Below are 12,568 nucleotides of genomic sequence, written 5' to 3' on the forward strand. Positions count from 1 at the left end.
CGCCCTAGCGCCCCGCGAAGTCCGGCAGCCGCCGCTCGGCCATGGCCTTCACGCCCTCGCGGAAATCCTCGGTGCGGCGCAGCCATTCCTGCTCGACGAGTTCGCGCTCCGTCGCCGCCTCCACCGCGTCGGCGAGGCCGCGGCGCACCGTCTCGCGGGTGGACAAAACTGCGAGCGGCGCCGACTGTGCGATCTCCGTCGCCAGCGCCTCCGCCGCTCCCCGCACCTCCTCGAGCGGCACCAGCATGTCGGCGAGGCCGATGCGCACCGCCTCCTCGCCGTTGATGCGCCGGCTGGTGTAGAACAGCAGCGCCGCCTGCTGCGCGCCGACCAGGCGCGGCAGAGTGGCGGTCAGCCCGAAGCCGGGATGGAAGCCGAGGCGGGTGAAGTTGGCGCTGAAGCGCGCCTCCGGGCAGGCCACCCGGAAATCCGCCATGCAGGCGAGGCCGAGGCCGCCGCCGATCGCCGGCCCCTGCACCGCGGCGACCACCGGCTTGCGGGTGCGGAACAGCCGGATCGCCTCCTTGTAAAGGTGCTTCTGCGCGCCCGTGCGCGGCTCGTTCCCCTGCTCGTCGCGGCGCGAGAAGTCGGCGCCGGCGCAGAACGCCTTGCCCTGCGCCGCCAGCACGAGGGCGCGGATGGCGGGGTCGGCGTCCGCCGCCTCGAAGGCGGCGGCGATCTCCCGGATCATCTGCACGTCGAAGAAATTGTGCGGCGGCCGGCGGATCTCGACGGTGAGGACATGCCCCTTGGCGGCGACGCCGATGCTGGTGAACTGCCCGCTCTCGTTCATGGAAGGACTCGCGCTGTGGGTGGAAGGTGCATGGGCTAACGCAGGTGGCACGCGACGACGTGGCCGGGGGCGACTTCCTTCGCCACCGGCACCTCGCGCCGGCAGCGTTCCTCGGCGTAGGGGCAGCGGGTGTGGAAGTGGCAGCCCGGCGGCGGGCGGATCGGGCTCGGCACGTCGCCCTGCAGGATGCGCCGCTTGCGCTTCTGCCGCGGGTTCGGCACCGGCACCGCCGCGAGCAGGGCCTCGGTGTAGGGGTGCTGCGGGTCGGTGAACAGCGTCCGCGTGTCGGCCAGCTCGACGATGCGGCCGAGATACATCACCGCGATGCGGTGGCTTATGTGCTTCACCACCGCGAGGTCGTGGGCGATGAACAGATAGGAGAGGCGCTTCTCCTGCTGCAGGTCCATCAGCAGGTTGATCACCTGCGCCTGGATCGAGACGTCGAGCGCGGAGACCGGCTCGTCGCCGATGATCAGCTTCGGGTCGAGCGTGAGGGCGCGGGCGATGCCGATGCGCTGGCGCTGTCCGCCCGAGAATTCGTGCGGATAGTTCTTCATCTGCGCCGCGCGCAGCCCGACGCGCTCGAAGAGCGCCGCGACCCGCTCCTCCCGTTCCTTCGCGGTGCCGATGCCGTGCACGTAGAGCGGCTCGCCCACGATCCGCCCCACCGGCATGCGCGGATTGAGCGAGGAGTAGGGATCCTGGAAGATGATCTGCATCTCGCGCCGGTGCGGCCGCATCTCGGCCTTGGACAGGCGCGTGATGTCGTGCCCGTTCAGGCGGATCCGGCCCGACGTCGGCTCGACCAGGCGCATGACCGCGCGCCCGACCGTGGACTTGCCGCAGCCGCTCTCGCCCACGAGGCCGAGCGTCTCGCCCTGCGCGATCGAGAAGCTGACGCCGTCCACGGCATAGACATGGCCGACGGTGCGCCTGAGGATGCCCTTGCGGACGGGGAAGTGCTTCTTCAGCTCCTTCACCTCGAGCACCGGCTCGGCGGCGAGGTTGGCGCCGCCTCCGGGCCGCCGTTCCTGCAGCAGGCTTCCGGACATCACGCGCCTCCCGCCATGAGCCGCTCCGCATGCCAGCAGGCCGACCAGTGGCCGGGCCGCAGCTCGCGGTAGGGCGGGTACTCGGCCTGGCACTTCTCGGTGGCCATGGCGCAGCGCGGCGCGAAGGCGCAGCCGGGCGGCAGCGCGTTCAGCGGCGGCACCATGCCGGGAATCTCCTGCAGCCGGTCGGCGCCCTTGGTGCCGGTCTCCGGCATGTCGAGGCGGGGGATCGAGCCCATCAGGCCCCGGGTGTAGGGGTGCAGCGGCTCGTCGAAGAGGGAGGTGACGTCCGCCTCTTCCACCTTGCGGCCGGCGTACATGACGATGACGCGCTGCGCCGTCTCCGCCACCACGCCGAGATCGTGGGTGATCAGCACCACCGCCGTGCCGAGCCGCTGCTGCAGCTCGAGGATCAGCTCCAGGATCTGCGCCTGGATGGTGACGTCGAGCGCCGTGGTCGGCTCGTCCGCCAGCAGCACCTTGGGGTTGCAGGCGAGCGCCATGGCGATCATCGCCCGCTGGCGCATGCCGCCCGAGAGCTGGTGGGGGTATTCGCGCGCGCGCCGCTCCGGCTCCGGGATCCGCACCAGGCGCAGCATCTCGACCGCGCGCTCCATCGCCGCCTTCCTGGACACGTCCTGGTGCAGGATCAGCGCCTCGCTGATCTGATTGCCGATGGTCAGCACCGGGTTCAGCGAGGTCATCGGCTCCTGGAAGATCATGGAGATCTCGTTGCCGCGGATCTGGCGCATCTCCTCCTCGGAGAGGCGCAGCAGGTCGCGCCCGCGCAGCCGCACCGAACCGCCGACGATGCGCCCCGGCGGGCTCGGCACCAGGCGCATGACGGAAAGCGCGGTGATGCTCTTGCCGCAGCCGGATTCGCCCACGATGGCCAGCGTCTCGCCGGCGCCGACGGAGAAGGAGACCCGGTCCACCGCCTTCAGCAGGCCGCGCCGCGTGTAGAAGTAGGTCTGCAGGTCCTCCACAGCCAGCACCGGCTCCGCCGCGGGCGCCGGCGCCGCCTCCGCTCCTGTCGCCAACCGGGCCGCTGCCGTCTGGGTCACTCCGTTCCCTCCCTCCCCCGCCCGGTTCCTCAGCTCCGCTCCCGCGGGTCCAGTATGTCGCGGATCGCGTCGCCGAGCAGGTTGGTCCCGAAGATCACCAGGCTGATGGCGAGCCCCGGGAAGATCACCAGCCAGGGCGCCGTGCGCACGTACTCCGCGGCGGATTCCGAGAGCATCCGTCCCCAGGAGGGGTAGGGCTCCGGGATGCCGAGGCCGAGGAACGAAAGCGACGCCTCGGTGAGGATGGCCGATCCGAGCTGGGCGGTGGCGAGCACGATCACCGGCGCCAGCGTGTTCGGCAGCACGTGCAGCACGGCGATGCGCAGCTCGCTCATGCCCTGCGCCCGCGCCGCCTCGACGAAAGGCATCTCGCGCAGCGCCAGCGTGTTGGAACGGATCACGCGCGCCACGTTCGGGATCACCGGGATCGAGATGGCGATGATCACGTTCTGCAGCGAGGGGCCGAGGGCCGCGGCCATCACCAGCGCCAGCACGAGCAGCGGCAGGGCCTGCAGCACGTCGTTGACGCGCTGCGTCACCAGGTCCACCCACCCGCCCCAGAAGCCGGAGATCAGCCCCACGGCGACGCCGAGCAGGCAGCCGAGCAGCGTCGAGGCGATGCCGACGATGAGCGAGATGCGCGCGCCGTAGATGATGCGGCTCCACATGTCCCGCCCCATGAAGTCGGCGCCGAGCAGGTGCTCCCCGCCCGGCCTAGCGAGGGAGGAGGCCGCGTTGGTGGCCAGGGGGTCGTGCGTGGCGATGAAGGGCGCGAACAGCGCGACCAGCACGAAGGCCGCGACGATGAGGAGGCCGAGCGCGCCCAGCGGGTGCCGCCGCGCCTGGTAGAGGACGGAGCCTCCCCAGCCCTGGACATGGGCGCCGGCGCGGGCGAGCTCCGCCCCGTGATCCACCGCCTGCGCCTGGGGGCCCGCGTAGGACATTCCGACTTCCCCCTCAATCCGAGTACTTGATGCGCGGATCGAGCACCGCGTAGAGCATGTCCACGACGAAATTCACCACCACGACGACCACCGCGATGAACATCACCAGGTTCTGCACGATCGGGTAGTCGCGCCACAGGATGGACTCCACCAGGAAGCGCGCCACGCCGGGGATGTTGAACACCGTCTCGGTCACGATCAGCCCGCCGATCAGGAAGGCGGCCTCGATGCCGATGATGGTGACCACCGGCAGCACGGCGTTGCGCAGCGCGTGGTGGTAGTTGACCGCGTTCTCGGACGCGCCCTTGGAGCGCGCGGTGCGGATGTAGTCCTGCCGCAGCACTTCCAGCATCGAGGAGCGCGTGAGGCGCATGATCAGCGCCGAGCTGCGGAAGCCGACCGCCGCCGCCGGTATGGCGTACATCGCCAGGCTCTCCCACACGCTCTGCGGCGTCGCGGTGTAGATCGGGATGTAGCCGAAGTACTGCACCGTGAACATGATGATCAGCAGCGCCAGCCAGAAGGAGGGCATGGACAGGCCGCTGAGGCTGATCAGCCGCAGCACGTAGTCGAGCGCGGTGTTCTGCCGCACCGCGCTGATCACGCCGAGCGGCACCCCGAACACCACCGAGAACACCAGCGCCCACAGGGCGAGCTGCGCGGTGACGGGGATGCGCGGCGCGATCTCCTCGATCGCCGGGCGCTCGGTGATGTAGGAATAGCCGAGGTCGCCGCGCAGCAGCGAGCCGATCCAGTTCACGTACTGCACGACGATCGGCTGGTCGAGCCCGAGTTCCGCCTCGATCTGCGCCCGCTCCGCCGGATCTATGTAGCCGCCCGCGTCGAACAGGATGTCGGCGACGTTGCCGGGCATCAGCCGGAGCAGCAGGAAGATCAGCACCGACATGCCGAACAGCGTCACGATCATCAGCAGGAAGCGCCGGATGATGTAGGACAGCACTGCGATCCTCCCCGCGGGGGTTCTGTTGCGGCGCGCTGCGGGCGGCCGCCCGCCTCAGCGGCGCGCCGGGCCTGACGGCAGCGGCGCGGCGCCCATGGCGGAGCCTGGGGTGCGATTCGGCACGGTCCTCTCCTCCCTGTCCGGCCCGCCGGACCCGGCGGCGGGCGCATCTTCCGTTTCCGGACGCGTCTCTGTACGGACGTTAACCTCAGGGTTCTGCCCATGGCCGCCGCTGTCAAGCCCGGTCGTGCCGGGCCGCCGGCCGCGGGCGATTGCCGTCGCGGCGCGGAGCGGCGATGGTACGCCCCCTACAGGAACGCCAGGGGGCCCGGATCTTCCGCCGCGCCGCGCGCGCCGGCCCCCGCCAGGAGACCGCAAAGGAATGGACCAGCACGTGGATGGCGCCGCCCTCGGCGCAGCCGATCTCCGCCAGCCCTGCCCCGTCAACTCCTGGAACGAGTGGGATCCGCTGGAGGAGGTGATCGTCGGCCGGCTGGAGGGGGCGGTGATCCCGCCGCATCACGTCGCCGTCACCTTCAACATGCCGGCGCTCGCCCGCCGGCTGCACCGCTTCACCGCCGGCATGCGCTATCCGAAATGGATGGTACGCCGCGCCCAGGAACAGCTCGACGGCTTCATCCGGCTGCTGGAGGGGGAGGGCATCACGGTGCGCCGCCCCGACCCGATCCCGCACGCGCGGCGCTTCCGCACCCCTGCCTGGTCCTCGCGCGGCTTCTGCATCGCCTGCCCGCGCGACGGCTTCCTGGTGATCGGCGACGAGATCATCGAGACGCCGATGGCCTGGCGCAGCCGCTACTTCGAGGGCGACGCCTATCGCCGCCTGTTCAAGGAGTATTTCCACGCCGGCGCCCGCTGGACCGCGGCGCCGCGCCCGCAGCTCACCGACGAACTCTACGAGCGCGACTACCGCATCCCCGCACCGGGAGAGCCGCTCCGCTACGTGGTGAACGAGTTCGAGCCGGTGTTCGACGCCGCCGACTTCGCCCGCTGCGGCCGCGACCTGTTCGTGACGCGCAGCAACGTCACCAACCAGGCCGGCATCGAGTGGCTGCGCCGCCACCTCGCCGATCGCGGCATCCGGGTGCACGAGATCGTCTCCACCTGCCGCCAGCCGATGCATATCGACAGCAGCTTCGTCCCGCTCGCGCCCGGGCGGGTGATGGTCAACCCCGACTACGTGGACCTCGAGCGCCTGCCGCCGGTGCTGAAGAAGTGGGAGGTGCTGGTGGCGCCGCGCCCCGACCCGGTGGAGGGGCGCCTCGAGCGCATCACCATGTGCAGCGCCTGGATCAGCATCAACGTGCTGAGCCTCGACGAGCGGCGGGTGGTGGTGGACGCCACCCAGCCCACCCTGCACCGCAGGCTGCGCGAATGGGGCTTCGAGCCGATGCCGATCCCCTTCCTCGCCTACGGCCCGTTCGGCGGCGCCTTCCACTGCGCCACGCTCGACATCCGCCGGCGCGGCACGCTGCAGGGCTACTGCTGAGGCGGGACCGCCCCTCCGGTGCGGCGCAACAGCGCCGCCACCACCGCCTCGAACATCGCCGCGGTCAGCCGCCCGGTCTGGGTGTTGTAGCGGCTGACATGGTAGCTGTCGGCCAGCAGCAGCCCGCCGGGCAGTTCGTGCAGGGCGCCGTGGGCGAAGCGCAGGCGCGAGGGCTTCAGCCCGAGCGCGCGCAGCGCCGCCGCATGTGCCACCACGCCGAGGGCGAGCACGCCGCGCAGCCGCGGCATGGCGCGGAGCTCCGCCTGCAGGAAGCGGTTGCAGGTGGCGATCTCGCGCGGCTGGGGCAGGTTCTCGGGCGGCACGCAACGCACCGCATTGGCGATCCTGACGCCGGTCAGCGCCAATCCGTCCGCCGGATCCTCGCCGTAGGTGCCGGCGGCGAGGCCGAAGCGCAGCAGCGTGCCGTAGAGCAACCGCCCGGCGAAGTCGCCGGTGAAGGGCCGCCCGGTGCGGTTCGCCCCGCGCAGGCCGGGGGCGAGGCCGACGATCAGCAGCGGGGCCTCGAGCGGCCCCCAGGCCGGAACCGGGGCGTTGTGCCAGTCCGGCCAGGCGGCACGGTTGGCTTCGCGGAAGGCGACCAGGCGCGGACAGAGCGGGCAGTCCCGCGCCGGCTGCTCCGGCGCGGCGCCACTCACTCCGGCAGGTCCCCCGCCGTCTCGCGGAAGGGCTCGGCCGGGGTGGCGCGGGGCGCGGCGGGGCGCGGCGGGGCGGTGCGCGGGCGCGGCTCCACCTGCCGGCGCGTCACATGCTCGGCGAGGTCGGCGAGGTCGAGGAAGGCATCGGCCTGCCGGCGCAGCTCGTCCGCGATCATCGCCGGCTGGGTGCGGATGGTGGAGACGACGGTGACGCGCACGCCGCGGCGCTGCACCGCCTCCACCAGGCGGCGAAGGTCGCCATCGCCGGAGAAGATCACGGCATGATCGAGGCGGGAGGCGAGGTCGAGCACGTCCACCGCCATCTCGATGTCCACGCTGCCCTTGACGCGGCGGCGGCCGGTGGCGTCGGTGAACTCCTTCGCCGGCTTGGTCACCACCGCGTAGCCGTTGTAGCCGAGCCAGTCCACCAGCGGCCGCAGCGGCGAGTACTCCTCCGTCTCCAGCAGCGCGGTGTAGTAGTAGGCGCGGATCAGGTAGCCCTGACGGCGGAAATGCGCCAGCAGGTTCTTGTAGTCCACGTCGAAGCCCAGCGTGCGGGAGGCGGCGTAGAGGTTGGCACCGTCGATGAAGAGGGCGAGCCGCTCGATGCGTTCGGAGTGCAAAGGGGTGGCCTTTGAAATATGCGCCATGACCATATCCGTCCTGTTATCGTAAAAAATGCGCGACAGTAAGGATGAAAATGTCGCCCTCGTGGCGATCGGGGCGAATCTTCCGGGACCCGACGGCGCCCCGCCCCTCGAAACCTGCCGGCGCGCCGCCCGGGCGCTGGCCGCGCTGCCGGGCCTGCGCCTCGTCGCCCTTTCGCCCTGGTACCGCTCCGATCCCGAGCCGCCCATGCCGGGCGCGCCCGCCTTCGTCAACGGCCTCGCCCGGCTCGAGGGCGCGGCGTGGGATCCGGCGGCCCTGCTGCGGGCGCTGCATGCGATCGAGGCGGAGGCCGGGCGCAGCCGCCCCTTCCCCAACGCGCCGCGCAGCCTGGACCTCGACCTGATCGCGCTCGGCGGGCTGGTGCGGCCGGCGCCGGATCCGGTGCTGCCGCATCCGCGCGCACATCTGCGCCGCTTCGTGCTGCAGCCTCTGGCCGATGTCGCTCCAGGCTGGCGCCACCCCGTGCTCGGGCAGAGCGTGGAGGCGCTGCTGGCCGCCCTCCCCGGCCCCGCCCTGCGCCCGCTCGCGGCCTGAGGCGCGGCTTGGACCGTGGCGCCGCGGCCGATAGGGTGCGCGGGACCCGACCCGGAACACGCCATGACGCCTGGCCTTTCCATCCTCGACCAGTCCACGATCGCCTCCGGCCGCGGCGCCGACCAGGCGATCCGGGAGACGCTGGCGCTCGCCCGCCTGGCCGATGCCTGGGGCTACCGCCGCTACTGGCTGGCCGAGCACCACAATTCGGAAGCCCATGCCGGGGCGGCGCCGGAGATGCTGGTGGCGGCGATCGCGGCCACCACGCGGCGCATCCGTGTCGGCACCGCGGGGGTGATGCTGCCGCACTACTCAGCGCTGAAGGTGGCCGAGCAGTTCCGGGTGGCGGAGGCGATCGCGCCGGGGCGGATCGATCTCGGCCTCGGCCGCGCCCCCGGCTCGGACGGGCGGACCGCCTTCGCCCTCAATCCCAACGCCGCGGAGGCGGCGGAGCGCTTTCCCGCCCAGGTGATGGAGCTGCTCGGCTGGCTCGGCGACGGCCTGCCGGAGAGCCATCCCTTCCGCGCCGTCCGCGCCCAGCCCGAGGGGCCGACGCGGCCGGAGGTGTGGATCCTCGGCAGCAGCGACTACGGGGCGCAGGTCGCGGCGCATTTCGGCCTGCCCTACTGCTTCGCCCACTTCATCACCGACGGCCATGGCGCGGCGGAGGCACTGGCGCTGTACCGCCAGGCCTTCCGCCCGCATCCCGGCCGCCCCGGCAGGCTGGCGGCGCCGCACGCGGCGATCGGCGTCTTCGCCCTGGCCGCGGAGACGGAGGCGGAGGCGGAGCGGCTGTTCCGCTCGCGTGCGCTGTGGCGCCTCCACCGCGACAGCGGCCGCTACCCGCCCCTGCCGAGCGTGGAGGAGGCCGAGGCCTACCCCTACACCGAGGCGGAGCGGGCATGGGTGGAGCGGCTGCGCGCCCGCGCCATCCTCGGCGCGCCGGAACAGGTGCGGGCGAGGCTCGAGGCCCTGGCGCGGGAGCTTGGGGCGGCCGAGGTGGCGGTGCTGACGGCGTGCCACGACCCGCTGGCGCGGCAGCGCAGCTATGCGCTGCTCGCGGAGGCCTTCGGCCTGTCCCGGGACTCGTCCCTTGCGGCGGCGGAGTAGAAGGGGAAGGCGCGGCCCCGCCACACCTCCGCGACAGCCGCTCCGGCCGGAGAGAACCGCACCGCACGCCAGCGGTTGATTCCCGGGCCCACACCGCCAAAACTGTCACGATACATGTTGCACCGCCCGACTCGCCGACCGCAGTTCTTCTACACGACCGCGCCGCTGCCCTGCCCCTACCTGCCGGGCCGGACGGAGCGGAAGATCGTGACCGAACTCTCCGGTCCCGAGGCCGAAGCGCTGCACGACCGCCTCTCCCGCGCCGGGTTCCGCCGCAGCCACAACATCGCCTATTCGCCGGTCTGCCCCGGCTGCAACGCCTGCATTCCCATCCGCATCCTGGCCGGCGCCTTCGAGCCGAACCGGGCCCAGCGCAAGCTGCAGCGCATCAACGCCGATCTCGGCGTGCGCGAGGCGCCGGCGCGCGCCACCGCCGAGCAGTTCGCCCTGTTCCAGCGCTACCAGCAGGCGCGGCACGGCGAGGGGGACATGGCGGCGATGGGCTTCTACGACTACCGCGCCATGATCGAGGACACCCCGATCACCACCGGCGTGGTGGAGTTCCGCGACGGCCGGGACCGGCTGCTCGGCGCCTGTCTGACCGACTGGCTGTCGGACGGGCTGTCCGCCGTCTATTCCTTCTTCGACCCGGCGGAGGCGCGGCGCTCCCTCGGCACCTGGGCGATCCTCTGGCTGGTGGCGCGGGCGCAGGCGCTGGGGCTGCCCTTCGTCTATCTCGGCTACTGGGTGCCCGACAGCCGCAAGATGTCCTACAAGAGCCGCTTCCGCCCGAGCGAGATCCTGATCGCCGGCGCCTGGCGCCCGCTGGACGAAGCGGCGGAGGCGCCGCAGGCCGCGCTGCCGGAGACCGCCGCCTGAGGGCCCGGGGGTGCGGCCCGCCCTGCCGGGGCCGTTTCCCCCTGGCCGCGGGTGCGGAAACGGCTCTGGGTCATCGTTCGTGGAGCAGGGTCGCACTCCCGGCTGTTTCCAGGCCTCCGCGATCCGCTCCGGCGGGCGGCCCGCCGGAGCGCGGCGCGTCAGAGCAGGCCGCGCATTCGCTCGATGCCGTGGAACCCGGCGTCGAAGGCCGGCCAGCCGGCATCCTTGGCGGAGAGGTCCTGCGGCGCCACCGGCCATTCGATCCCCATCCAGGGGTCGTCGTAGCGCAGGCCCCGCTCCTGCTCCGGGGCGTAGAAGGCGCTGACCAGGTAGAGCGCCTCGGTGTCCTCGGCCAGCGTGACGAAGCCGTGCGCGCAGCCGCGCGGGACGTACATCATCAGGCGGTTCGCGGCGCTCAGCTCGGCGCCGAACCAGCGGCCGAAGCTCGGGCTGTCCGGCCGCAGATCCACCACCACGTCGTAGAGCGCGCCGCCGACGCAGCGCACCAGCTTCACCTCCGCCGCCGGCGGAAGCTGGTAGTGCATGCCGCGCAGGGTGAGGCGGCGGCCGGTCAGGGAGTTGTTCGCCTGCACGAAGCGCGTCTCCAGCCCGGCGGCGGCGAATTCGCGCTCGCAGAACACGCGGGCGAAGAAGCCGCGCTCGTCCTCCCGCTTCTGCGGCTCGATGAGGAAGGCGCCCCGCACCGGCGTCTCGTGGAAGATCACGGGCGGCGGCTCCGCGCGGGACGGAGGCGGGAGGGGGCTGGCTGGTCGTCGGGCATGGGCGTCCCGGTTCCGAAGTCTGGTCCCTGACCATGGCGGGGGGCGCGTGGCGCAGGAAATGAAAAGACATTGAAGCCGTTGCGGCCCCGGCGCCGGGCGGAGACGGCCCTGTGGCGCGATCCGCGCCGGCGGATCGCGGCACATGCCCTGGCCCGCTGGTCGTGCGAGCCTCTTCACCCGTGCCGGTGAGGCCCCCCGAACGGGGTCCGTCCTAGAGCCGTTTCCACTCGGCCATGAACGCGGAAACGGCTTCAGCCCAGTGTTTGTGGAGCAGAGTCACGCTCCCGGCCGTTTCCGGCCGTCCGCGATCCACTCTAGAGCCGGGCGAAGGTCAGCTCGTGCCGGTTGTACGCCCCGTGGAACAGCACGGCGCCGGGAATGGCGGCGAATTGCGCCGCCGCGTCGTGGTCGGTCGCGCCCTGGAACTTGATGGTGCAGACCAGGCGCCGCGCCGTCCCGGCCTCGATCCAGCGCCGCACCAGGGCGAGCAGCCGCGCCGGGTAGCAGATCACGTCGCTGAACAGCCAGTCCACCGGCGCCTCCCGCCGCGGGTCGAGGGCGAAGGCGCTCTCCCGCCGCCAGGTCACGCCGGGCAGGGCGGCCACCGCCGGATCGAGTGGTGCCTTGTCCACCGCCGTCACGCGCGCGCCGAGCCGCGCCAGCGCCCAGCTCCACCCGCCCGGCGCGGCGCCGAGGTCGAGGCAGGTCTCGCCCGGCGCCGGCCAGCGGCCGAGGCGGGTCAGCGCCTCCCACAGCTTCAGATAGGCGCGCGAGGGCGGGCCTTCGCGGTCCTCGACGAAGCGCGGCGCGCCGCCGACGAAGGGGCTGGACTTGGTGGGGCTCGCCAGCAGCCGGTCGGGGGCGAGCAGCGTCCAGGCGCCGAGATGCGAGGCGGGCGGCGGTTCGGGGAAGACCAGCGGGCGGGCCTTCACCGGCGGCAGCCTGGCCTCGATCAGCGCCGCGCGGCGGTGGTGCGCGGCGGCGTAGAGGCTCCAATTGCGCTGGATGGCGCGCAGCGCGTCCGCCGCCGCCTTCACCGAGGGCGCGGGCAGCTCCACCGGCGCGGTCCAGATGTCGAGCGCCCAGGCGCAGGGTGCGGGCGGATCCGGGGAGAGGGCGAGGCGCCCGTGCCAGGCGGCGACGCGGCGCCCGGCGCGGCGCAGCTCCTCCGCCACCTCCGCCTCGAAGCCTTCCGCGGCGAGATAGGCGGCGGCAACCGGCGCTTCGCTCACCGCCGGCGGGCGGCGGAGAGGAACAGCAGCGCCCACCCCGCCATCATCAGCACGCCGCCAGTCGGCGCCACCGGCCCGAGCGAGACCCCCGCCACCGCCGCGGCATAGACGGCGCCGCAGAACAGCAGCGCGCCAAGCGCGAAGCAGGCGGCGGCCCCGTGCGGCAGCCGGCCGCCGCGCCGCTCCGCCCACAGCCCGGTGCCGAGCAGCGCCAGGGCGTGCCAGCCCTGCATGGTGATGCCGTTGCCGAGCGCCTCCAGCCGCGCCGGGTCGAGCAGGCGCGGCGCCGCGTGCGCGGCCCAGGCGGAGAGCGCGACGGCGCCGAGGCCGAGCAGGGCGCCGAGGGCGATCCAGAGGCGGTGCATGCGCCTCCTTACCGCGCGGG

Annotated in this window: 14 protein-coding genes; 4 read left to right on the plus strand and 10 right to left on the minus strand. The window is 72.7% G+C overall.

The window, feature by feature from the left end:
- Positions 1 to 4 precede the first annotated feature (4 nt).
- The 5 genes from ET526_RS10900 to ET526_RS10920 all read right to left on the minus strand — a co-directional run bounded on the left by ET526_RS10900 (position 5) and on the right by ET526_RS10920 (position 4,814).
- Positions 5 to 793, minus strand: a complete 789-nt coding sequence (locus ET526_RS10900) for an enoyl-CoA hydratase/isomerase family protein (RefSeq protein WP_135467724.1) — start codon at positions 791 to 793, stop codon at positions 5 to 7.
- Positions 794 to 828: 35 nt separating this feature from the next.
- Positions 829 to 1,845: an ABC transporter ATP-binding protein gene (locus tag ET526_RS10905; RefSeq protein ID WP_135467725.1), complete on the minus strand. Its 1,017-nt coding sequence runs from the start codon at positions 1,843 to 1,845 to the stop codon at positions 829 to 831.
- Positions 1,845 to 2,840: an ABC transporter ATP-binding protein gene (locus ET526_RS10910; RefSeq protein WP_456305113.1), complete on the minus strand. Its 996-nt coding sequence runs from the start codon at positions 2,838 to 2,840 to the stop codon at positions 1,845 to 1,847. The genes ET526_RS10905 and ET526_RS10910 overlap by 1 nt, the downstream gene beginning before the upstream one ends.
- Positions 2,841 to 2,938: 98 nt before the next feature.
- Positions 2,939 to 3,853, minus strand: a complete 915-nt coding sequence (locus ET526_RS10915) for an ABC transporter permease (protein WP_135467726.1) — start codon at positions 3,851 to 3,853, stop codon at positions 2,939 to 2,941.
- Between the two features lie 13 nt (positions 3,854 to 3,866).
- Positions 3,867 to 4,814 (minus strand): ABC transporter permease, encoded by a 948-nt coding sequence (locus tag ET526_RS10920; RefSeq protein ID WP_135467727.1) that lies wholly within the window; start codon positions 4,812 to 4,814, stop codon positions 3,867 to 3,869.
- Between the two features lie 382 nt (positions 4,815 to 5,196).
- Between ET526_RS10920 and ET526_RS10925 the strand changes: the two genes are divergently transcribed.
- Positions 5,197 to 6,321 carry an amidinotransferase gene (locus ET526_RS10925; RefSeq protein ID WP_135467728.1) on the plus strand — a complete coding sequence of 375 codons (1,125 nt, stop codon included), beginning with the start codon at positions 5,197 to 5,199 and terminating at the stop codon, positions 6,319 to 6,321.
- Here ET526_RS10925 and ET526_RS10930 read toward each other — a convergent pair.
- The gene (locus ET526_RS10930) at positions 6,312 to 6,977 is read right to left on the minus strand and encodes a uracil-DNA glycosylase (RefSeq protein WP_135467729.1); all 666 of its coding nucleotides are present in this window, start codon (positions 6,975 to 6,977) and stop codon (positions 6,312 to 6,314) included. The genes ET526_RS10925 and ET526_RS10930 overlap by 10 nt on opposite strands.
- Positions 6,974 to 7,627, minus strand: a complete 654-nt coding sequence (locus tag ET526_RS10935; RefSeq protein WP_135467730.1) for a LabA-like NYN domain-containing protein — start codon at positions 7,625 to 7,627, stop codon at positions 6,974 to 6,976. Before ET526_RS10935 ends, ET526_RS10930 begins: the two co-directional genes overlap by 4 nt.
- Positions 7,628 to 7,655: 28 nt before the next feature.
- On the opposite strand from ET526_RS10935, the gene folK reads away from it, so the two are divergent.
- The 3 genes from folK (at position 7,656) to ET526_RS10950 (ending at position 10,169) form a co-directional block, all read left to right on the plus strand.
- Complete coding sequence (gene folK, locus ET526_RS10940) at positions 7,656 to 8,180, plus strand: 2-amino-4-hydroxy-6-hydroxymethyldihydropteridine diphosphokinase (protein ID WP_135467731.1); 525 nt, start codon at positions 7,656 to 7,658, stop codon at positions 8,178 to 8,180.
- A 63-nt stretch (positions 8,181 to 8,243) separates the two neighbouring features.
- Positions 8,244 to 9,290 (plus strand): LLM class flavin-dependent oxidoreductase, encoded by a 1,047-nt coding sequence (locus tag ET526_RS10945; RefSeq protein WP_135467732.1) that lies wholly within the window; start codon positions 8,244 to 8,246, stop codon positions 9,288 to 9,290.
- 114 nt (positions 9,291 to 9,404) lie between these two features.
- Complete coding sequence (locus tag ET526_RS10950) at positions 9,405 to 10,169, plus strand: arginyltransferase (RefSeq protein WP_135467733.1); 765 nt, start codon at positions 9,405 to 9,407, stop codon at positions 10,167 to 10,169.
- Positions 10,170 to 10,327: 158 nt separating this feature from the next.
- Here ET526_RS10950 and rfbC read toward each other — a convergent pair whose 3' ends face one another.
- From rfbC to ET526_RS22005, 3 genes are all read right to left on the minus strand, one after another.
- On the minus strand, positions 10,328 to 10,894 hold the full coding sequence (gene rfbC, locus ET526_RS10955; RefSeq protein ID WP_135467734.1) for a dTDP-4-dehydrorhamnose 3,5-epimerase: 567 nt from the start codon (positions 10,892 to 10,894) through the stop codon (positions 10,328 to 10,330).
- A 371-nt stretch (positions 10,895 to 11,265) separates the two neighbouring features.
- Positions 11,266 to 12,183 carry an SAM-dependent methyltransferase gene (locus tag ET526_RS10960; RefSeq protein ID WP_240048359.1) on the minus strand — a complete coding sequence of 306 codons (918 nt, stop codon included), beginning with the start codon at positions 12,181 to 12,183 and terminating at the stop codon, positions 11,266 to 11,268.
- Positions 12,180 to 12,548: a DUF423 domain-containing protein gene (locus ET526_RS22005; protein WP_240048360.1), complete on the minus strand. Its 369-nt coding sequence runs from the start codon at positions 12,546 to 12,548 to the stop codon at positions 12,180 to 12,182. The genes ET526_RS10960 and ET526_RS22005 overlap by 4 nt, the downstream gene beginning before the upstream one ends.
- Between the last annotated feature and the right edge of the window lie 20 nt (positions 12,549 to 12,568).

It is taken from the genome of Crenalkalicoccus roseus, from assembly GCF_004761865.1.
GTDB classification, from domain to species: domain Bacteria; phylum Pseudomonadota; class Alphaproteobacteria; order Acetobacterales; family Acetobacteraceae; genus Crenalkalicoccus; species Crenalkalicoccus roseus.